Here is a 20,295-nt window from a genome sequence, read left to right on the forward strand (position 1 = left end):
ATGGGCGATGAGAGAAATCCGTACTTTAGGTGGCCGATCGATGCGATCGCCCCATATTCGTACGAGATGCTGTTCGTCCGGGCTCCACTTGATGCCGTTGTCGAGACGTTAAGCCAGGAAAGTGTGGGCCGGCATGAAGGTGTGGTGACCAGTAACTACTGGAGTCTGCACCAGGATGACATGGTCGCCCCGCTGAGTGACTGGCCTGCACTGTTGGCTCTTGGCGTGCGTGATGACCGCGAACGCCGGCGAGTCGTAGTCGCTGAAACGAAGAACGACGAGTGGGTCGCTGTTCTCGTCACCCCAACCGAGGTCCACAACGGCTTGTTGTGGCGTGTACGCAGGGGCGTACACGCTCCTGCCGTGCCGGATGCGATCGCGGTCGAGGTGGTCCGGGATCCGGATACCCGCACACTGTCGGAGCATGCGCAGGCTCTGTATCCCGGCGGAATGTCGATCGGCCTGTACGGGAAAACAAACCCGGACAGGCCTCCGGAGGCGATCGAATACGGTGCGGGGATTGTCTGGGGTGAGCGCGGCCTGAGGTCCGCGATTCGCTGGCCAGATGACCCGGACTATCGATTTGCCGCCATTGACCGGCTGGCGAAGAAGAAGGTCCGGGTGCGCAACCGTTTCACCCACCAGGATCTGGCTGAAGCATGTGGCCTCTTTGGATTGCATCTCGCCGACGAGGACTTTTTCACCGGCCGGGTCGTGAATATCTACCGGGGGTACCCGCTGCCGAGCGTCGAGGGCACTCAGGTGTTTGACGAGTATCGCGATGACAAGATGCCCGGATGGCGTGAGTGATTCTGACCTCGGTTCCCCCATGGCCGTGCCGGTGACCGGCGGTGGGGGATTGCCTGGGAGGTTCTTGGGGGATTTCAGGGCGAATGAAAACCGTCGGATGGTCCGCGTTGAGCGTCCTGACGGCCCCGTTGCAGACCTCTCGGTCTAGGGGATATATGCCTGGTGACCTGGATCAACAAATGATCTTTGGGTCCATACACGAAAAACCGGTTGCTCCGCTGGTCGCTCTGCTCTAGTGTTGTGCCCTATGGCGCAGACCGACCGGTCTGTTGGGTGCCGGTCGTAACGCGATCCACACGTGACGACGACAGCCCAACACAGCAACACAGCAGTACAGCAGCAATCCCAGAGACCAACCGGCGAACGGCAGGGAAGAAGAGCAGGAATGACGAACACAGGACCAGAGGGCGGCTTCGCGACTCTCACCGGCCTGGTCGGCGTGATCGGCAGCCGGGCAGAGCAGGAGGCTCAGGAGCTCACCGACCCGGAGGTCAGCCCGGAGGGCGCGCCGACGACCACCACCCACCTCACCGACGAGCAGACCGCCGCCCACCAGGCACTCGTCGACGAGTGGAACGACAAGCTCGACGGCGCCACCGCCGAGCAGATCCTCGACTGGGTCAATGAGCACGTCACCGGCACGGTGGCGGTCACCATGTCCATGCAGGACACCGTCCTGGCCGAACTCGCCGAGGGCCGTGTCCACGACGCGGAGATGGTCTTCCTCGACACCGGCTACCACTTCGACGAGACCATCGACGTGGCCAACGACGTGGACGAGCGCTACACGCTGCCGCTGCGCACCGTGGAGCCGGTCTACTCCGTGAAGAAGCAGGACGAGGTCTACGGCCGCGACCTGTACAAGCGCAGCCCCACGGCCTGCTGCCGGATGCGCAAGGTCGAGCCGCTGGCCCGGATGCTCAACCCCTACGAGGCGTGGATCTCCGGGGTGAAGCGGGTCGACAGCGAACTGCGTAAGGACACCCCGATCCTGGACGTGGACCGCACCGGCCGGCTGAAGATCAACCCGATCGCCGCGTGGAGCGACCAGGACGTCGAGGACTACATCGAGTCCCACGACCTGATCATCCACCCGCTGACCCGCCAGGGCTACCCCTCCATCGGGTGCGCGACCTGCACCATGCCGGTCGCCCCCGGCGACGACCCCCGTTCCGGCCGTTGGGCCAACTCAACCAAGACAGAATGCGGACTCCACCTGTGACTACTGCGACAGAACACTCCACCCTGACCCCCCACCTGGCCAGCATCGAGGCCGAGGCCATCGAGATCCTGCGCGAGGTCGCCGGCCAGTTCGAGCGTCCGGCGCTGCTGTTCTCCGGCGGCAAGGACTCCGTCGTCGTCCTGGAGCTGGCCAAGCGTGCCTTCGCCCCGGCGGCAGTGCCCTTCGAGCTGGTGCACGTCGACACCGGGCACAACTTCCCGGAGGTCATCGAGTTCCGCGACCGCGTCGCCGAGGACCCGCGCATCACCCTGCACGTCGCGCACGTGCAGGACTGGATCGACTCTGGTGCGATCCAGGAGCGTCCGGACGGTACCCGCAACCCGCTGCAGACCGTCCCGCTCGTCGAGACGATCCAGAACCGCGGCTACGACGCCGTGCTCGGCGGCGCCCGTCGCGACGAGGAGAAGGCCCGCGCCAAGGAGCGGGTCTTCTCCGTGCGCGACTCCTTCGGCGGCTGGAACCCGCGCCGGCAGCGACCCGAGCTGTGGGGCCTGTACAACGGCCGCCACCAGGCGGGCGAGAATATCCGCGTCTTCCCGATCTCGAACTGGACGGAAGCCGACATCTGGGACTACCTGCGTGCCCGCGACGTCGAGATCCCCGACATCTACTACTCCCACGACCGTGAGGTCTTCGCCCGCGGCGGCATGTGGCTGACCGCCGGCGAGTGGGGCGGCCCCGCCGAAGGCGAGACCGTGGAGACCCGCACCGTGCGCTACCGCACCGTCGGCGACATGTCCTGCACCGGCGCTGTCCTGTCGGACGCGGCGACGATTGACGAGGTCATCGACGAGATCCGCCTGTCCACCACCACCGAACGTGGCGCCACCCGTGCCGACGACAAGCTCTCCGAGTCCTCCATGGAGGACCGCAAGAAGGAAGGTTACTTCTGATGACCGCCGCTACCGCCACCCCCGTGAGCGCCGACCGCGCCGCCGAGACCGCCGGCGCCGACGATAACTTCGACGCCACCACCGTCCCGACGCTACGCCTGTGCACCGCCGGCTCCGTCGACGACGGCAAGTCCACCTTCGTCGGACGCCTGCTGCACGACACCAAGTCCATCCTCGCCGACCAGTACGAGGCGGTGCAGCGCGTCTCCGCCGCCAAAGGCCTGGAGAACCCGGACCTGTCCCTGCTGGTCGACGGCCTGCGCGCCGAGCGTGAGCAGGGCATCACCATCGACGTGGCCTACCGCTACTTCGCCACCGACAAGCGCTCCTTCATCCTGGCCGACTGCCCCGGCCACGTGCAGTACACGCGCAACACCGTGACCGGACTGTCCACGTCCGACCTGGTCATCGTGCTGATCGACGCGCGCAACGGCGTGATCGAGCAGACCCGCCGCCACCTCACCGTGGCCGCGATGATGAAGACCTCCCAGGTGGTCGTCGCCGTGAACAAGATCGACGCCGTCGACTTCGACGAGGGCATCTTCCGCTCCATCACCTCCGAGGTCCGCGACCTCGCCGGGGAGCTGGGCCTGCCGAAGATCGACGTGGTCCCGACCTCCGCCCTGCTCGGCGACAACGTGGTCTCCCCGTCGGAGAACACCCCCTGGTACGGCGGCCCGACCGTGCTCGACATCCTGGAGAAGGCCCGCCCGGCCCGCGTCAACGCCGGCAAGATCCGCGGTCTGCGCTTCCCGGTGCAGGTCGTCATCCGCGACCACGCCACCGATTACCGCGGCTACGCAGGACGCCTCACGTCCGGTTCCATCGCCGTCGGCGATACCGTCTCCGTCGGCGGCCATGACGGCCGCACCACCACCGTGGCCGGCATCGACGGTCCGGCCGGGGAGCAGGACCGCGCCGAGCGTGGCGAGTCCGTGACCCTGCGCCTGACCGACGACATCGACATCTCCCGCGGTGACCTCATCGCCTCCGATGTCGAGGGCGACGCCGTGCCCACCCCGTCGAACTCCGTCAACGCACTGGTCTTCCAGCTCGCAGAGACGCCGGTGAAGGTCCGCGGCAACGTCCTGCTGCGCTACGGTTCGGCCACCGTGCGTGCCCGCGTCGACGAGATCGTCAGCCGCGTGCACATCCTCGACGAGAACGAGGAGGACGGCGACCTCGGCACCGAGCTCGCGCTCAACGACATCGCCGAGGTGCGCGTCACCGTCGCCGAGCCGCTGCCCTTCGAGGCCTACCGCCGCGGCGGCCGCGTTGGCTCCTTCCTGCTGATCAACCCGTCGACCGGTGACACGCTCACCGCCGGCCTGGTCACCGAGGGAAACCAGGTCTGACCATGATGGGGGAGGCGGGAGTGCGTGCCCCGGTGATCTGCCTGGCGCACGGCTCCCGGAACCCCGCGTCGGACGCTTCGGTCGTCGACATCGCCGCCGCCGTCGCCGACCTCACCGGCGGCATCGTGCGCGCCGCCTACCTCGACTTCTCGCCGTCGACGCTGACCACCGTCACCCGGTTGCTGGCAGCTGAGGGCCACCGCGAGGCGATCGTCGTCCCGCTGCTGTTCACCACCGCTTTCCACATGACCACCGACGTGCCCGAGGCGATCGCCGAGGCCACGGCGGAATCCGGCGTGGAGTTGCACCTGGCCGGCGGTGTCGGCACCGGCGAGGACGTCGCCGAACTGCTCGCCGGGCGTATTGCCGCCCGTCATACGGCAGCTTCCCTCGTCCTCTACTCCGTGGGCTCCAGTGTGGCCGGGGCGAACGACACCGTCGCCGCCCTGGCGCAGGACGTTGGACGCCGCCTCGGCGTCCCCGCGCACGCGCGCGTCGCCACCGGCGGGCCGTCCACCGGGCCGGACGCCCTGGCGTCCTGCGTGGAAGAGGCCGGTGCCGGCGGCACCGTGGCGGTCGAACCGCTGTTCATCTCCCCGGGCCGTCTCTGGGACCTTGCCGTCGACCGTCTCCGTGAGATCGACGTGCCGGTCTCCCTCGGTGAACCCCTGGGTACCGCCGTGGCACCCCTGATCGTGTCCCGGATAAACGCCGTCATCGCCACACAAGGAGAGGAGGGACCCCGGTGAAACTGCTGCTGTTCGCCGTCGCCGGCCTGATGGCCCAGCTCGTGGACGGGGCGCTGGGCATGGCCTTCGGCGTCACCGCCACCACGATGCTCATCCTGTCCGGCACCGCGCCGGCACAGGCCAGCGCCGCCGTGCACTTCGCCGAGGTCGGCACGACCCTCTTCTCCGGGGTGGCGCACTGGCGGCTGAACAATGTGCACTGGCCCACCGTCGTCTTCCTCGGCATCCCCGGTGCCGTCGGCGCCTTTGCCGGGGCGACGGTGCTGTCCGGGTTGTCCACCGAGTCGGCCGAACCGGTGGTCTCCACACTGCTCCTGCTGCTCGGCGCCTATGTGCTGATCCGCAGTGTGCTGGTGCCGTGGAAGAGGTCGGACGCCGGGGCAGGAGATGCAGCGCCGGTGTCCTCCGGGTCGCGACGCTCCCGCCTGGGCCTGGTCACCCTGGGTCTCGGCGGCGGCTTCCTCGACGCCTCCGGGGGCGGCGGCTGGGGGCCGGTCACCACGTCGTCGCTGATGAGCGTGGGACGCAGTGAACCGCGCAAGATCATCGGCACGGTGAACACCGCCGAGTTCCTCGTGGCGGTGTCCGCCTCCCTCGGGTTCATCATCGGCCTGGAGCAGGTGCACGACTCCTGGCAGCCGGTGCTCGGCCTGCTGATCGGCGGTCTGATCGGTGCACCCATCGCCGCGTGGATCGTGACGATCATCAAACCGGACGTGCTCGGCGGCATCGTCGGTGCCGTACTGGTGGCGCTCAACGGTGCTCGGGTGAGCGCCTCGCTGGGATGGGCCGGTGGCCTGCTCACCGCCGTGACAGTCACGTTGTGCCTGGTCGTGATCGGCCGCGCCCTGCTCGCCCGCCGACGCAGGACGGCGGCAGCGGCTGCCGTGGCCGCAACGGGCGATGCGTCCGGCGCGTCCGGCGCGCCCGAGACGTCCGACGCGGTAGTTATCGCCGCAGACGCACAAAGGTGACACCCCCGGGCCGGGTGCACCGCCGCTTTCACCCCCGGCTTGGGTGGGTTAAAGCACAGTAATGGGGGTATTGAGAGAAATCGGGCACCTTTGCGTTGGTCGGTGTGAGTGATTCACGGCACAATGGGGGAGGAACATCCCCCACATCCTTGGGTGCGACACCACACACCGGATGTGCCGGGGACCGTCGACCATGTGAAGGAGACCCCGTGACCGTTCGAGCCGTGCTCAGCCCGATCGCTACCGCCGCAGGACGCCGAGACGAACTGATCACCAGCCTCCAGGGCCCGGTGACGGACATCTTCGAGACGCTCCGTCCTGCCGCGCCAGACTTCAGCTCGGCCCTCGAGACCGCCCTGACCAGCAGCGAGGACGTCCTCGTCGCCACCGGTGAGCCCATGTTCGACTCGCGGCTGGCCGCCGCGGCCGGCGTGGCCCACTTCCTCATCGCCGCCGGGGAACAGGACCACCTCCAGCTCCAGCAGGTCTCCGGGCAGCTCGTGCGCTCCGGTCGCATCCCGCGCGGAATCTCCCTGCTCGACCGCCCGCAGGCGTCGTCCTCCGCCCTGGAGTCCGAGGGCACCGCGGTGCCCTTCGTCGCCCTGGACACCGTCGGCCAGGCAGAGCCGGGCACCCCGGTCATCGGCCCCGAGGTCTTCGAACGCAATCTGATCGCTCAGGCCCGCGAGGCCAAGGCGCACATCGTGCTGCCCGAGGGCGACGACGACCGCATCCTGGAGGCCGCCCACCAGCTGCTGGCCCGCCGGGTGTGCGACCTGACGATCCTCGGCGACCCGGCGGCCATGGCCGCACGTGCCCACGAGCTCGGATTCGACCTGAGCTCCGCCACCCTCACCGACCCCACCACCGGCGACGACCTCGAGCACTTCGCCGAGGAATTCGCCGAACTGCGCAAGGCCAAGGGCGTGACCATCGACGAGGCGCGGGAGACGATGAAGGACATCTCCTACTACGCCACCATGATGATCCACCTCGGCAAGGCCGACGGCATGGTCTCCGGGGCGGCGCACACCACCGCCCACACCATCAAGCCCAGCTTCCAGATCATCAAGACCGCGCCGGACGCGTCCATCGTCTCCTCGATCTTCCTCATGGTCATGGACGGGGTCCTGTGGGCCTTCGGTGACTGCGCGGTGAACCCTGACCCCACCCCCGAGCAGCTCGCCGAGATCGCTGTGGTCTCCGCGAGAACCGCCAGCCAGTTCGGCATCGACGCCAAGGTCGCCATGCTGTCCTACTCCACCGGAAGCTCCGGCGCGGGTGAGGGCGTGGAGGCCGTGGCCGAGGCCGTGCAGATCGCCCGCGAGCAGGATCCCGACCTCGAAGTCGACGGGCCGCTGCAGTTCGACGCCGCGGTCGTGGAGTCCGTCGGCCAGAAGAAGATGCCCGGCTCCGACGTGGCGGGCAAGGCCACCGTATTCGTCTTCCCGGATCTCAACGCCGGCAATATCACCTACAAGGCCGTGCAGCGCACCGCCGACGCCCTCGCCGTCGGCCCGATCCTGCAGGGACTGAACAAGCCGGTCAACGACCTCTCGCGCGGAGCGACCGTCCCCGACATCGTGAACACCGTGGCCATCACCGCGATCCAGGCTGGAAACTAACCGAAAGGACCTTCCTATGACCTCGAGCAAAACGTACGTCCTCGTTCTCAACTCCGGTTCCTCGTCGATCAAGTTCCAGGTCATCGACCTGAACGCCGACTCGAAGAGCGGCCCGTTCCTGTCCGGGCTGGTCGAGCAGATCGGGGAGAGCCGCGGCCACATCAAGCTCATCACCGAAGACCAGACCATCGAGGACCGTCGCCCGATCCTGAGCCACTCCGTGGGCCTGGAGCGTGCCTTCGGCATGATGTCCCTGCTCGGCGTGGGACCCCAGGACCTCGACATCTCCGCGGTCGGTCACCGTGTGGTCCACGGCGGCAGCAAGTTCTCCGAACCTGTCGTGATCAACGACGAGATCGTCGAGGACATGCGCTCGCTCATCCCGCTGGCGCCGCTGCACAACCCGGCCAACATCGACGGCATCGAGAACGCCCGCACCCTGCTGCCGGACGTCGAGCACGTTGCCGTCTTCGACACCGCCTTCTTCCACACGCTGCCGGAGGCCGCCTCGCGCTACGGCCTGAACCGTGAGGTCGCCGACCAGTACCACATCCGGCGCTACGGCTTCCACGGCACGAGCCACGAGTATGTCTCCGGTCTTGTCCCAGGTGTCCTGGGCAAGGATGCCGCGGACATCAACCAGATCACCCTGCACCTGGGCAACGGTGCGTCCATGGCCGCGATCCGCGGCGGCGTCCCACAGGACACCACCATGGGCCTGACCCCGCTGGAGGGCCTGGTCATGGGCACGCGTACCGGTGACATCGACGCCGGCATCATCTTCCACCTCTACCGTGAGGGCAAGATGACCATCGACGAGATCGACACCCTGTTCAATAAGCGCTCCGGGCTGAAGGGACTGGCCGGTGCCAACGACTTCCGCCTGATCCAGGAGCTCATCAACGAGGGCGACGAGAACGCGAAGGAAGCCTACGACATCTACGTCCACCGCGTGCGACGTTACGTGGGTGCCTTCATGCTGCAGCTCGGCCGCCTCGACGCGGTGGTGTTCACCGCCGGTGTCGGTGAGAACCACGTCGGCATCCGCCGCGACACCATGGCCGACCTGGAGAACTTCGGCATCGAGATCGACGAGGCCCGCAACCGCAACGAGGAAGGTGTGGAGGGCCCGCGGGTGATCTCCACCGAGGGCTCCGCGGTCAAGGTGCTGGTCGTGCCCACCAACGAGGAGCTGGCGATCGCCCGGGCCGCGCTGAAGCTCTCCCAGGCCTAGGTACCAGCGTTTAGAACCAGGTCCGCGGCCGGATCCGGTTGGCCATATCGACCAACCGGAAGCGGTGCCTGGCGAAGGGGGACTGGCGCGCGATCTCGCGCAACCCCTGCTCGATTCCGGCACGAAGGCCCCGCTCAGTGAACTCCACGTCGAACAGCGGGGCCTTCGCCACGTGCACCGGAGCCTCCGACTTCTCCTGCTGGGCCCGCAGCCAATCCAGCGCCGAAGCCATCACCGCCAGGCGGACCTGGGGGATGCGTGGCTCGTTGGTGGGCAGGATCTCCAGGCGCCGGGCCGCGCGGCGCAGACGCGCCTCGTTGAGCGTGGACTGCTCGGTGATGAGCATCAGCACCGTGGTCAGGCGCGCCATGCGGTGGTGCCGCGAGGACTGCGGGACGCGGTCCAGCGCGGCGACCGCAGCGTCCACAAGCCCTTCGGCGTGCAGCTGGCGGGCGAGGCCGAATGCGGCGGACACCGTCGAGGCGTTCGTCGCCCACACCAGCCCGTAGAGCCGGATGGTGTGGAAGCGCAGCGCCACCGGATCCTGCGAGAGGTGCGTCCAGCCCGGGACCTCGCTGTAGTCGGGGGACTGCTGCGCACCCTGCGTATAGGTCAACGCCAGGGCTGCCTTCTGCACCGTGGAGTCCAGCAGGCGGGTGGTGTTCATCCCCTGGTGCTGCAGCATCAGCTCGTCGGTGGCGGCCAAGGCCAGCTTCGGGGCGGGCTCACCGGGCAGGGTGTTGAGCACCTCATTGAAACACGCCTGCGCCGTGACGTAGTCACTGGTCAGCAGGTTGGAGACTCCGGAGAGCCACTGGTGGCGCCAGTCGCGGTGGAAACGGTCGTCCATACCCCGCAAGGTCAGCACCGCCTCGGTGGTCATACCCAGGTCGAGCTGGGCGCGCACGATGGTCAGCGGGATCTCCGTCGACGACGACAGGTCCGGCTGCTTCTGCGCGGCCTTCAGCGTGTCCAGCACCTCGCTGGGTTCGGTGAGACTCGCCGCGGACAGTAGCGACGCACCAGGGTCGTTCGGGTCGGTCAGCGGGGTCGGCAGCGCGGCGATGACCTCAGGCGCGGTGGCCTCCACGGAACGTTCGATGCCGTCGATGAGCTGGTCGGTGCGAAAGAGCAGGTGCTTCGTGCCGAAGGTGGAACGTTGTGCGGTGAAGCGGGTGTCCAGGTGCGGGTACTGGCGTCCGTCGCGGATAGCGAGCACCTCGCGCAGCACGCCGATGATCTGGTTGGCCATCGCGCCGGCGGAGGTGAAGCGGCGCTCGGGGTTCTCGTCCGTGGCCCGCAGCAGCAGCCGGTACAGCGACAGGTACTTTCGGAACAGCGGCTCGTCGGTCGGCGAGGGCAGACCACGGTCGTACACCCCGTCGGTGACGGGCAGTTTCACGATGAGGCTGGCCAGCGTGCGTCCCACAGTGTAGATGTCGCTGGCGATGGTCGGCCCGGTGCGCGAGATCTCCGGGGCCTGGAAACCGCGGGTGCCGAAGATGTGGCCGAAGGCGCCGATACCGGACACCGCGCCCAGGTCGATGAGTTTGACCTGGTCTTCGGTGATGATGATGTTGTCCGGCTTGAGGTCGTTGTAGACCACCCCGCGCGAGTGCAGGTAGTCCAGGGCAGGAAGGACCTCGAGGATGTAGCCGATGGCGATGTCGATGGGCAGCGTATTACCCGGCTGACGACGGCGACGGTGGCGTAGCGACGGACCGCCGACGTACTCCATGATGATGAACCCGCCGGGACTGCGGGGGTCGTCGATGAAGTTGAAGATCTTCACGATCCCGGGATGGGTGATGTCGGCGAGGAAGGCGCGCTCGGACTCCGCCACGGCACGCTCGTGTGCGGTGGTGGTGGCCATCATGCCCTTGAGCACGACCCAGCGGTCGGACACGTTGTGGTCGACGGCGAGGTAGATCCAGCCCAGCCCACCATGGGCAATCGGCCCGAGGACCTCGTACTGGGCGGCGACCATGTCGCCGGGCTTCAGGACCGGGGAGTCCGTCCCGTCCTCGACGGCCTTGGCGATGGCGTCGTCGCTGATGACGGCGTCCTGCGGGTTCGTCGGCGGGATGAAGGGGAGACGGACCATGCCGCCGGCGACCTCCGCGCCGGCGCGGGACGTGCCGCGGCGGCGGCGGAACGTCGACAAAGCCTCACGGCGGCTGCGTTCGCCGGAGTCAATGGTGGGCTGGCGGTCGGTGGCATTGGTGTTGTCCCCGGCTGCGTTGGCTGTGCTGGCTGTGCCTGCTGTGCCGTCTGGGACGGGGGTGGGTTCGCTGTCATCGGCGAAGGGGTCGAAAGGCGTCGCCTGCGTCGACTCGCCGCCGGTGGGCTCGCTGTCACCGTCGCTGTGGCTGTCATTGTGGCTGTCGTTGTATTCGGTGCCGTCGGTGGACTCATCATCGTCGTCGGCGAAGGGGTCGAAGAAGGTCGCCTCGGTGGCGGGCCCCTCCGAGGGACGGTCGTCCGGGCCTTGTTCGTCGGAGTTCGTCACTGGTCGTCCTCGCTTCCGGATCCGTTCGAGTCGCTCGAGTCGCTCGAGTCGCTCGAGTCGCTCGAGTCGCTCGAGTCAGCCGAGTCGCTCGAGTCGGTTGAACTGGCGCGCTCGCGTATCGCGTTGAGCTCCGCGTTCTCCGCCGCGGAACGGTACTCCGCGGGCGGCGGGTCGGCCTCGCCCAGGTAGCCGGCGAGCCACCTGTCGTAGATCCTGTTCCAGGTGCCGTCGTCGCGGATGCGCTCCATGGTGGAGTTCACCTGCCGGATCAGCCCGGTGGTATTGCGCTGCTGCGGCAGGGCGGCGGCCATGCCGTAGTCGGTGCCGTTGGAGTCGTCACCGACGATCTCGGTGTACGGGTCCTGGGCCTGCAGCCCGGAGAGGATCGCGGAGTCGGAGTAGATGGCGTCGACCTGTTGGCGTTGCATCGCCATCAGGCAGTCCGACCAGGTCTGGGTGGCGAGGATGTCGCGGTGCGGCACCTCGTCGCGCAGCGCCTGCAGGTTGGTGGAGTCGCGCGTCACGCAGACCGTCTTGCCGGCCAGGTCGTCCTCGTCCTCGATGCCGGAATCGCGCATCGCCAGGATGCGCGGGTAGGTGGTGAGGTACGGCACGGAGAACTCCACCTGCTCCTGGCGTGCCGGGGTGATCGTGAACGTGCGCGCCACCAGGTCCACCGCGCCGGCGGCCAGGACGTCCTCCAGGTCGTTGCCCTCCACGTAGCGGTACTCGATCTTGGTCGGGTCGCCGAAGATGTCGCGGGCGACCTCGCGGGCCAGATCGATCTCGAAACCGGCGAGTTCGCCGGTCACCGGGTCGCGGAAACCGACCTGGTTCAGCGACTGGGCGACGCCCACCACCAGGCGGCCGCGCTCGATGATCTCGGGCACGCGCCGGGCGGGGGAGACGTCCTCCCCGGTCTCCGCGTTCACGTCCGGACGCAGCGAGCCGTAGGTGCCGCGCGTGGAGTCGATGCCCTCCTCGCTGGTGTGCGTGGAGAGGTCGTCGACGTTGTCGGATAGCGACGACCCATTAGGTAGGGCGAGCGTGGGGCTCGGCTCGTCGGGCCATTGCTGCAGTTCCTGGTCATTCGTCGCACAGGACGCCAGCACCAGGGAACCGGCCGCCACGACGCAGGTGAGGACGGTACGGAGGCGAGGGTGCGTATTCACAGGTACTCCTGGAGGCGGGGCCGGGTTCCGTAGATAATGCACAGCGCGGAGAGGACGCCCAGCAGGATCACCAGTGCAGAGACTTGCTGGGCAGAGACCCGGGAGTCGGCGAGGTAGGTGCGCAACTGGTCGCGGGTGTCGTCGATCAACGAGCGGAGGTTCTCGTCCAGCTGCTGATAGGGGTGGGTGTCCGAGTCCCCGATGGTGGCGTTGATCGCGGCGGCGTAGTCACCCTGCTGGACGTGGGCCAGCATCTGCGCGTGGGCGTTGTCCCAGGCGCGCAGGTTCTCCCGTGCCTCGTCGAGCACCTCCCGGTCACCGACGGAGTTGCGCAGCGCCTCCAACCCACTGTCCAGGCGGGTGACCTGGTCGGAGAAGTTGGTCTGGGTGTCGTCGGTGTACTCGCGCTGCACCAGGCCCAGGGCCTCGGTGGTGCGCGTCTGCTGCACGGTGATGCGCAGCGAGGTCAGCGACTCCAACGGCTGGGCGGTGCCGTCCAACCCGCGGGTGCCGTCGGTCCAGGTGGTCAGCGCCGCGCCGCCGGCCCACAGCAGCGACAGGGTCATCAGCACCGTCGCCGCAGCGTAGCCGCCGTTGATCCGTCGATTGGTCTGCGCGGCCAGCCAGAACTGGGCCACGAGCAGCAGCAGTACCGCAGCGACCAGGCCGGACATGGCGAACCAGCCGGGTTTGGTCAGGGCGAGCTGCTGCTCGGCGACCTCGGAGCTGGTGTTGGAGTACAACTCGCCGGCGGCCGGGAGGATCTCCTCCTGCATCATCGTGCTCGCCTGGGTCACGTAGGCCGCGCCGACGGGGTTGGCCAGCCGGTTGTTCACCCCGGACTCGGTGATCAGGCTGGTGTAGATCGGCAACTTCTCCTGAATCTCCAGGATCAGCGCCATCTCGCGGGTCGAGGGATCGTCGATACCGTTCGCCGCGCGGATGATCGCCCGCGAGGCGATGTCGACGGCCTCGCGGTAGGACGCATCGGTGTCGGTGCCGCCCGCGGCGTCCTCCACGAAGCCGGTGGTCGCCACCGAGTCCGCCACGGACAGGGAGTTGTACAGTTCCTGGGCGGCGAAGGAGACCGGCTCGGTTCGGTTGACCAGGGTGTTCAGGTCGCCTTGCTGCTGGGACGACTGGGCGGCCATCGCCCCGCCGGCGGCGAGGATCGCTAGCACCAGGACGACCGACACCACGGTGAGCAGTCCCGGGGTTGCCGAGACGAAGCGGCGGAAACGCCGGGGGATCTCCAACGCCGGAGTGAACACACTCAAGCGGCGCGACCCGTGGCCGTCGGTGGTGGTGTCGTCCATCCACCGGTCGGTGTCCTGACGGCGGCCACCGGGGCCGATCGCGGGGCCTTCGTTCAGGGTCGTGAACGTGCCGGTCGGGGCCGGATTGGTGGCCCCGTCGCTCGGATCTCCTGTCGGCACGGGCATGTAGGACATCCTACATTCGAGGGGCGAAGAAGTGTCAGTGCCCGGGGCTTGGCGGGTATGGCACGATAGGGGACATGATTGACGTCGAATCCTTGACCAAGCGGTACGGTTCCGCGACCGTCGTGGACGACCTGAACTTTTCGGTGCAGCCGGGGATCGTCACCGGATTCCTGGGGCCGAATGGTGCAGGCAAGTCCACCACCATGCGTATGATCGTCGGCCTTGACCGCGCCTCTGCCGGCACTGCCACGATCGACGGAATGCGTTACGACCAGTACTCCAAGCCGCTGCACAAGGTCGGCACGCTGCTGGACGCCAAGTGGGTGCACCCCAACCGCACCGCCGCGAACCACCTGCGGTGGCTGGCGGCGGCGAATGGATTCTCGCGCAAGCGCGTGGACGAGGTCCTCGACCTCGTCGGGTTGAGCGACGTTGCCGGCAAGAAGGCCGGGAACTTCTCCCTGGGTATGGGCCAGCGCCTCGGCCTCGCCGTCGCCCTGCTGGGTGACCCGGAGGTTCTGATCCTGGACGAGCCGGTCAACGGCCTGGACCCGGAGGGCATCCGGTGGGTCCGTGACTTCGTGCGCCACCTGGCGTCCGAGGGGCGCACGGTGATGATCAGTTCGCACCTGCTCAGCGAAATGGCGCTGACTGCCGACCACCTGGTGGTCATCGGTCGTGGCCGGCTGGTGGCGGACACCTCCACCCACGACTTCATCAAGAACGCCTCCACGGCGACCACGGTGGTGCGCACCGATCACCTCCCGGAGATGAAGAATGCGCTCACGGAGGAGTCCGTGGCCTTCGAGCAGAGCACCGACGACGACGGCCGCGACATCCTCATCCTGAAGGACACCGAACCCGACGAGGTCGGTGCCATCGCCTACACCTACGGTTTGCTGCTGCGCGAGCTCAGCGAGCGTCGCGCCTCCCTGGAGGACGCATTCATGCGGATGACCGGGCACGCGGTGGACTACCACGCGAATCTGGGCGCCGGGCCCGACGGCATCGGGGACGTCCCCGACCTCAGCGCCCTGCCGACCACCCCGACCTCCGAGGGGGAGAAGTAATGCTCGCACACACGATCAACGCCGAGTGGATCAAGATTCGCACCACCAAGGCGGTCTACTGGACCTCCGCGCTCATCGTCGTCTTCTCCGTGGCCTTCGGCGGGTTCATGGGGTGGGCGAATGCGATGAACTACAACATGGCCGTCGACGACGGCAACGCGGATCTCGCCGCCCTCAGCGTGGACGGGCTGACCTTCTCCAGCGCGCTGTTGGGCCTGCAGCTCTTCGGGGTGATGATCATCCTGATCCAGGGTGCGCTGCTGGTCACCGGCGAATACGGCAACAACACCGCCAAGTCGAATGTGCTGGCGGTGCCGAAGCGCTGGCAGATCCCGGTGGCCAAGTTCTTCGTCTACGGCGTGATCGCCGCGGTGGTCACACTCGTGTCCGCCGTGATCAGCGTGCTCGTGACCCGGTGGGCGGCCGGCACCCAGATCGACGACGACGCGATCCTGTCCAATATCTCGCTGTCTGCCGACGACGCCTGGACGGTCATCTTGCGTATGGTGATCTACTCGCTCGGCGCGGTTGCCCTGGCGATCGGCGTGGCGTACCTGGTGCGCCGCACCGCCGGTGCCATGGCCGTCCTGCTGCTGTGGGTCCTCGTCCTCGAGGACATTGTCTCGATGGTGCCGAAGGTGCAGGACTGGGTTCCCCAGTACCTCCCGTTCAACAACATCGGTTCGGCGGTGAACCTCAACGACCTCGCGGACGCGCCGTGGGGTCAGAACGGTTCGGTGCTCTACTTCGTGGTGGTCTGCCTCGTCGTCTTCGTCATCGGTGCGGTCACGCTGCGTCGACGTGATGCGTGACGACTCCTCCCGGGCAGAGTCCCGGGTTGCAGGTGGATCCGTTGCGACGATCTCCCTGGCGATGCTCGCCGGCATCGCGCTGCTGTCCACCGGCGGTCCCTTCGGCACGGACATGTATCTGCCGTCGCTGCCCGAGATCACCGACGACCTCGGGACTACGGCGTCCCTCACCCAGCTGACGATCACCGCCTTCATGGTCGGGATGGCCGTCGGCCAACTCGTGGTGGGGCCGCTTTCCGACCGCGCAGGACGCCACCGCCTGCTGGTCACGGCCACCGTGGTGGGCCTGGCGGCATCTATCGTGTGTGCGCTGGCTCCGTCCATCTGGCTGTTCATCGTGGTGCGCTTCTTCCAGGGTGCCGCCGGTGGCGCGGCGGTGACGCTGGGACGCTCGATGATCGCCGACCGGTTGTCCGGCGCTTCCGCGGCGGCGGCCCTGTCGACGATGATGATCTTCACCTCCGTCGCGCCGATCATTGCCCCTGTGGTGGGTGGCGCAGTCGCCGGCCTGGCCGGGTGGCGGGCGGTGTTCTGGACGCTGGCGGGCATCGCCGTAGCCCAGGTGCTGGTGGCTTTCCTCCTTCCGGAGACCCATCCGGCGGAGAAACGCACCGAGGGCGCCATGCTCGTGGTGTACCGGCGCATGGCCGGACTCTTCCGTGTGGGGCCGTATGTGGGGCACCTCGTGGCCTTCGCCATCGGCTTCGGTGGGTTCTTCGCCTTCGTGTCCGGTTCATCCTTCGTGATGCAGGAACAGTTCGGCCTTAGCGCGTCCCAGTTCAGCCTGGTCTTTGCCGGAAATGCGGTAGCACTGGTGCTGGCGAATATGGTCAACGCCCGGGTCGTGGCCCTGGCCGGTCCCGCCCGAATGCAGGCGATCGGGCAAATTCTGCTGATTACCGGTGGCCTCGGGCTGCTCGTCATCGCCCTGACAGTGCACTCGCTGGTGCCGGTGATCATCTTCACCTTCGTGGCGACGATCGGTACGGGCCTGAACCTGGGCAATACGACTGCCCTGGCGATGGATCTGGCACCGGGGCGTGCGGGGGCAGGTTCGGCGCTGCTGGGTGCAGGGCAGTTCCTCGCCGCCGGCATCGTTGCGCCGCTGGTGGGACTGGGGGAGGACGGTCTGCTGACCATGGCCACGGTCATGGTGGTGTGCGCCTGCGTCGCCGCAGTCGGCGGTCTCTACGGTCGGCGTGGGGCGCAGCAACAGACGGGGAACTGCAGCTAGCCTTCAAGGTCAGAACTCACTGCGTGTGCTGTCCCCGCAGCTCGGGGAACCTGTCTTCCCAGACTTGGCGAAGCGCCAGCGACCAGAACAGATCTGGCCAGTCGTTGATCAGGTGGTCGCGGTTGACGATCCGGCAGATGTCAGCGACCGTGCCTTCCTCCATAGCAGCCCCGTAGGCTTTACGCCGCCCCGCCAGTGTTCCGAGGTCTACAGTCACACCACCCGGCCTGGCCCAGTACAGGTCTATCGGCAGATGGATGAGCCCCTCAGACGGCCCAGCCAGGTCGGAAAGGGAGTCCGGGAGGCAGTAGGGCTTGAACTGACGTACGCGAGGCCGGTCAGATCGAACTGTGGATGGTGTCTCCATTGTCCCATCCTCCCAGGTGATGGACTGCGTTGGTCAGCCCGATCATACTCTGACCGGATTCACATACGTCACCGGCGACTCGCTGAAGTCCGTCGCCGCCGAACTCGGCATCAACCGCAATACCCTCAAAACTTGGGTAGTCCGGTTCTCCTCCAACCCGCGGGCCGCCAACTCGAACGCGACAACGCTCGACTGGGCGCGGTACACGACATCCTGCGGCGGGCCGCGAAGAATCTCACGGAAGAGGCGAACTGATGAGTCGCTTGACGGTTCGTTGACGACACCCGTACCGACCCGAACTGTGACGGGGCCCCGCACCCGAGCAATGGACAGAAACTGTGCCGCCCACACCACCGGCCCGTTGGCCCAGGCTTATGACCCGGACGACACCGAGGACCCTCCCGGCTAGCCCCCACCCCCTACCTACACGTCAGCCCCCGCACCGTCCCAGGTGCAGGGGCCAGACGTGCGGGCCAAAAGTACGGGCCGGGCCAGCGTCAGTTCCGGCTGCGCTGGATGTCCTCGATGAGGCTCTCCGCGGCAATCGACAGGTTACGCAGCGCGGGTACGCCGCGGCGCAGCTTCGCCAGGTCTCGTCCATCCATGCGCCGGGCCGCGCGGGCGATGAGCATCGCCCATTCGTCGGTGATCGAGTTCAGCATCTCGATGCCCTCGTCGGACAGGTACAGGTCCTGGGCCCGACGGTCCTGGTCGTTGGCCTGGCGCAGCACCAGGCCGGAGTTAATCAGCCTCCGCACCGTGGCCGAGACGTTCGACGCTCGCAGGAAGCGCAGCCGGGCAATGTCTGAGACTCCGCAGCCTGGGTGCTGGGCGATGAAGTGCAGGACCTCGATCTCGGACTGCGAGATCGCAAGCTTGTGGTTCGGTCGGTCCATCAGGCGACGCAGCGCCGAGAGGAAGTCGTAGACCGCCGTGGCGATCTCGGCGACGTCTATCTCCGGCAGGATCTCCGGGGCACGGTGACCACGGATCTGGTCCTGGACCGGGTCCGAGCCAAGGTCGTTGACGAAGTCGGCGAAGTCATCGGCGGTCTCGGTGGAGTCCGCGGTGTCCCGGATGTCTTTGGCCATGATGGGCTCCTTGTCCGCTACGGGCTAGCTTCTGTCGTGAATCTCGATCCTGTCCGCTACTACGCTATCGGACCCCGTCCGACGCCGTGGTAGTTTCCAAGACCTATTGTTTATGACATTGTAAGCCATTTACTGCAGAGCGGACGTAAGGCGGGCGACATTCTCCACGTAGCGCCTCATCAGCGGCCGGTTTCCCCACTCCTCGCCGGTGAGCTCCGTGCAGTCTGAGCGGTAGTCCGCGGTCACGTCCATCATCGCGGCGAGCAGGTCACCGTGCCCGGCGAGCATCGTCACTTCGTAGTTCAGCCCGAAGGAACGCATGTCCATGTTCGATGAACCGATGATCGCCAGCTCCTCGTCGGCGATGACGTACTTCGAGTGCAGCACCGCGGGGTAGGGGTAGCGGTAGATCCTGACCCCTGCCTGGAGCATCTCCGCGTAGTAGGACGACTGTGCGTAGTCGACCATGGGTTGGTCTGCCTTCTCAGAGACGAAGAGTTCGACCTCCACGCCGCGGTAGGCGGCGGTCGTCACTGCGTCCAGCAGCGACTCGTCCGGCACGAAGTAAGGGCTGACCAGGACCAGGTGTTCCTTGGCGTGGTGCGCCACGGAGGTGAACAGCCGCAGGTTCGGTTCGGTGGTGAACCCGGGGCCGGACGGGATGACCTGCAGGATCTCGTCGCCGGAATCCGGGACCTCGGGGGCGTTGTTGGCGTTGAGCCAGCGGGTTGCCTGCGAGGGGGAGAGCAGGTCGAGCTCCTCCTTGGACTCGGTGAACCAGTCGACGGCGAAGACAGTGTCCAGGCTCATCACGATCGGGCCGGTGACCTCAGTCATCACGTCGATCCAGTGGCGGCCCTGCTTCTGGTTCTTCGACATCATGTAGCTGGAGTCGATCATGTTCTGGCTGCCCATGAAGGCGGTGTGCCCGTCGACGACCACGATCTTTCGGTGGTTACGCAGGTCGGGGCGGCGGAAGCGCCACTTCAGGGGTTTCAGCGGCAGCATCAGCATCCACTCGACCCCGATGTCGCTCAAGCGCTTGCCGAGCTTGCGGTAGCCCGGGTACTTCCAGCTGCCCACGTGGTCGAACATGAGACGCACCTTCACGCCGCGTTGCACGGCGCGCTCGAGCGCGTCGAAGAATACGCCGGTGGTGTCGTCCCAGCAGGTGATGTAGATCTGGACGTGCACGTAGTTCTTGGCATTGTCGACCGCGTCGGCCATGGCCTGGATCGACTTCTCGTAGTCGGAGTGCAGCGCCACCATCCGGCCGGTCGCCGCGGGCATGGATGTCAGGTGACGGTTGAGATGCATCATGCTGCGGATCTCGTCGGTGACCTGGAAGCCGGTGGGCACGTCCGGCTCGTCGTTGCTCACGGTGCGGATCAGCTCATTGGCCTGGTTCTGGATCTTGTGGCGCCGCCGGTTGATGTACGGGGAGCCGATGAACAGGAACAGGATGATGCCGGCGAAGGGGATCAGGAAGATCGCCAGCAGCCAGGCCATCGCACTGGTGGGTTTGCGCTGCGAGGGAACGTAGCCCAGGGCGATGAACTTCAGGGTGTAGTCCAGCAGCACCAGCGCCCATTGCCACCACTCCAGCCCGCCGCCGACGACGTTGCCGAACAGGGGGAAGCCGATGTTGTCGGGGGTGAAGAAATCCCAGAACTCGTTGGCGTTGACGGCGGCGTCGGCGGCGTCGGCCATCACGG

General features: G+C 67.1%; 17 protein-coding genes. 11 read left to right on the forward strand and 6 right to left on the reverse strand.

Going from position 1 to position 20,295, the window contains the following annotated elements; genetic code table 11:
- The 8 genes from ACT3SZ_RS12555 (at position 1) to ACT3SZ_RS12590 (ending at position 8,883) form a co-directional block, all read left to right on the forward strand.
- Positions 1–810, forward strand: coding sequence for a hypothetical protein (locus ACT3SZ_RS12555; protein WP_444619102.1), 810 nt, complete (start codon positions 1–3; stop codon positions 808–810).
- A 385-nt stretch (positions 811–1,195) separates the two neighbouring features.
- Complete coding sequence (locus ACT3SZ_RS12560; RefSeq protein ID WP_444619104.1) at positions 1,196–2,032, forward strand: phosphoadenylyl-sulfate reductase; 837 nt, start codon at positions 1,196–1,198, stop codon at positions 2,030–2,032.
- On the forward strand, positions 2,014–2,946 hold the full coding sequence (cysD, locus tag ACT3SZ_RS12565) for a sulfate adenylyltransferase subunit CysD (protein WP_444619106.1): 933 nt from the start codon (positions 2,014–2,016) through the stop codon (positions 2,944–2,946). Before ACT3SZ_RS12560 ends, cysD begins: the two co-directional genes overlap by 19 nt.
- The gene (locus ACT3SZ_RS12570) at positions 2,946–4,301 is read left to right on the forward strand and encodes a sulfate adenylyltransferase subunit 1 (protein WP_444619107.1); all 1,356 of its coding nucleotides are present in this window, start codon (positions 2,946–2,948) and stop codon (positions 4,299–4,301) included. The genes cysD and ACT3SZ_RS12570 overlap by 1 nt, the downstream gene beginning before the upstream one ends.
- A gap of 2 nt (positions 4,302–4,303) precedes the next feature.
- A complete protein-coding gene (locus ACT3SZ_RS12575) occupies positions 4,304–5,050 on the forward strand; it encodes a sirohydrochlorin chelatase (protein WP_444619109.1) in 747 nt (248 codons plus the stop codon).
- On the forward strand, positions 5,047–6,024 hold the full coding sequence (locus tag ACT3SZ_RS12580; RefSeq protein WP_444619111.1) for a sulfite exporter TauE/SafE family protein: 978 nt from the start codon (positions 5,047–5,049) through the stop codon (positions 6,022–6,024). The genes ACT3SZ_RS12575 and ACT3SZ_RS12580 overlap by 4 nt, the downstream gene beginning before the upstream one ends.
- Positions 6,025–6,233: 209 nt before the next feature.
- A complete protein-coding gene (gene pta, locus ACT3SZ_RS12585; protein WP_444619113.1) occupies positions 6,234–7,649 on the forward strand; it encodes a phosphate acetyltransferase in 1,416 nt (471 codons plus the stop codon).
- A 16-nt stretch (positions 7,650–7,665) separates the two neighbouring features.
- The gene (locus ACT3SZ_RS12590; protein ID WP_444619115.1) at positions 7,666–8,883 is read left to right on the forward strand and encodes an acetate kinase; all 1,218 of its coding nucleotides are present in this window, start codon (positions 7,666–7,668) and stop codon (positions 8,881–8,883) included.
- A 10-nt stretch (positions 8,884–8,893) separates the two neighbouring features.
- On the opposite strand, the gene ACT3SZ_RS12595 is transcribed toward ACT3SZ_RS12590, so the two are convergent.
- Genes ACT3SZ_RS12595 through ACT3SZ_RS12605 form a run of 3 tightly spaced genes read right to left on the reverse strand, consistent with a single transcriptional unit; the run spans position 8,894 to position 14,006 of the window.
- Positions 8,894–11,392, reverse strand: a complete 2,499-nt coding sequence (locus tag ACT3SZ_RS12595) for a tetratricopeptide repeat protein (RefSeq protein ID WP_444619117.1) — start codon at positions 11,390–11,392, stop codon at positions 8,894–8,896.
- Positions 11,389–12,564, reverse strand: coding sequence for a glutamate ABC transporter substrate-binding protein (locus ACT3SZ_RS12600; protein WP_444619119.1), 1,176 nt, complete (start codon positions 12,562–12,564; stop codon positions 11,389–11,391). The genes ACT3SZ_RS12595 and ACT3SZ_RS12600 overlap by 4 nt, the downstream gene beginning before the upstream one ends.
- Complete coding sequence (locus ACT3SZ_RS12605; protein WP_444619121.1) at positions 12,561–14,006, reverse strand: hypothetical protein; 1,446 nt, start codon at positions 14,004–14,006, stop codon at positions 12,561–12,563. The genes ACT3SZ_RS12600 and ACT3SZ_RS12605 overlap by 4 nt, the downstream gene beginning before the upstream one ends.
- A gap of 74 nt (positions 14,007–14,080) precedes the next feature.
- Here ACT3SZ_RS12605 and ACT3SZ_RS12610 point away from each other — a divergent pair, with 74 nt between their 5' ends.
- Genes ACT3SZ_RS12610 through ACT3SZ_RS12620 form a run of 3 tightly spaced genes read left to right on the forward strand, consistent with a single transcriptional unit; the run spans position 14,081 to position 17,122 of the window.
- The gene (locus ACT3SZ_RS12610) at positions 14,081–15,076 is read left to right on the forward strand and encodes an ABC transporter ATP-binding protein (protein ID WP_444619123.1); all 996 of its coding nucleotides are present in this window, start codon (positions 14,081–14,083) and stop codon (positions 15,074–15,076) included.
- Positions 15,076–15,888, forward strand: coding sequence for an ABC transporter permease (locus ACT3SZ_RS12615; protein WP_444619124.1), 813 nt, complete (start codon positions 15,076–15,078; stop codon positions 15,886–15,888). Before ACT3SZ_RS12610 ends, ACT3SZ_RS12615 begins: the two co-directional genes overlap by 1 nt.
- Positions 15,881–17,122, forward strand: a complete 1,242-nt coding sequence (locus tag ACT3SZ_RS12620; protein ID WP_444619356.1) for a multidrug effflux MFS transporter — start codon at positions 15,881–15,883, stop codon at positions 17,120–17,122. The genes ACT3SZ_RS12615 and ACT3SZ_RS12620 overlap by 8 nt, the downstream gene beginning before the upstream one ends.
- Before the next feature lie 16 nt (positions 17,123–17,138).
- Here the strand turns inward: ACT3SZ_RS12620 and ACT3SZ_RS12625 are convergent, their stop codons facing one another.
- The 3 genes from ACT3SZ_RS12625 to cls all read right to left on the reverse strand — a co-directional run bounded on the left by ACT3SZ_RS12625 (position 17,139) and on the right by cls (position 20,290).
- A complete protein-coding gene (locus ACT3SZ_RS12625) occupies positions 17,139–17,489 on the reverse strand; it encodes a hypothetical protein (protein WP_444619126.1) in 351 nt (116 codons plus the stop codon).
- Positions 17,490–17,986: 497 nt separating this feature from the next.
- Complete coding sequence (locus tag ACT3SZ_RS12630) at positions 17,987–18,580, reverse strand: MarR family winged helix-turn-helix transcriptional regulator (protein ID WP_444619128.1); 594 nt, start codon at positions 18,578–18,580, stop codon at positions 17,987–17,989.
- Positions 18,581–18,709: 129 nt separating this feature from the next.
- Positions 18,710–20,290, reverse strand: a complete 1,581-nt coding sequence (cls, locus tag ACT3SZ_RS12635; RefSeq protein ID WP_444619358.1) for a cardiolipin synthase — start codon at positions 20,288–20,290, stop codon at positions 18,710–18,712.
- Between the last annotated feature and the right edge of the window lie 5 nt (positions 20,291–20,295).

It is taken from the genome of Corynebacterium sp. AOP40-9SA-29, assembly GCF_052377405.1.
Taxonomy (GTDB): domain Bacteria; phylum Actinomycetota; class Actinomycetes; order Mycobacteriales; family Mycobacteriaceae; genus Corynebacterium.

What these genes read in the sequence shown, in the direction of transcription:
- ACT3SZ_RS12555 (WP_444619102.1), top strand. Translation starts at nt 1, where the DNA reads ATGGGCGATGAGAGAAATCCGTACTTTAGGTGGCCGATCGATGCGATC.
- ACT3SZ_RS12560 (WP_444619104.1), top strand. Translation starts at nt 1,196, where the DNA reads ATGACGAACACAGGACCAGAGGGCGGCTTCGCGACTCTCACCGGCCTG.
- cysD (WP_444619106.1), top strand. Translation starts at nt 2,014, where the DNA reads ATGCGGACTCCACCTGTGACTACTGCGACAGAACACTCCACCCTGACC.
- ACT3SZ_RS12570 (WP_444619107.1), top strand. Translation starts at nt 2,946, where the DNA reads ATGACCGCCGCTACCGCCACCCCCGTGAGCGCCGACCGCGCCGCCGAG.
- ACT3SZ_RS12575 (WP_444619109.1), top strand. Translation starts at nt 4,304, where the DNA reads ATGATGGGGGAGGCGGGAGTGCGTGCCCCGGTGATCTGCCTGGCGCAC.
- ACT3SZ_RS12590 (WP_444619115.1), top strand. Translation starts at nt 7,666, where the DNA reads ATGACCTCGAGCAAAACGTACGTCCTCGTTCTCAACTCCGGTTCCTCG.
- ACT3SZ_RS12605 (WP_444619121.1), bottom strand. Translation starts at nt 14,006, where the DNA reads ATGCCCGTGCCGACAGGAGATCCGAGCGACGGGGCCACCAATCCGGCC.
- ACT3SZ_RS12610 (WP_444619123.1), top strand. Translation starts at nt 14,081, where the DNA reads ATGATTGACGTCGAATCCTTGACCAAGCGGTACGGTTCCGCGACCGTC.
- ACT3SZ_RS12615 (WP_444619124.1), top strand. Translation starts at nt 15,076, where the DNA reads ATGCTCGCACACACGATCAACGCCGAGTGGATCAAGATTCGCACCACC.
- ACT3SZ_RS12620 (WP_444619356.1), top strand. Translation starts at nt 15,881, where the DNA reads ATGCGTGACGACTCCTCCCGGGCAGAGTCCCGGGTTGCAGGTGGATCC.
- ACT3SZ_RS12625 (WP_444619126.1), bottom strand. Translation starts at nt 17,489, where the DNA reads ATGGAGACACCATCCACAGTTCGATCTGACCGGCCTCGCGTACGTCAG.
- ACT3SZ_RS12630 (WP_444619128.1), bottom strand. Translation starts at nt 18,580, where the DNA reads ATGGCCAAAGACATCCGGGACACCGCGGACTCCACCGAGACCGCCGAT.
- cls (WP_444619358.1), bottom strand. Translation starts at nt 20,290, where the DNA reads ATGGCCGACGCCGCCGACGCCGCCGTCAACGCCAACGAGTTCTGGGAT.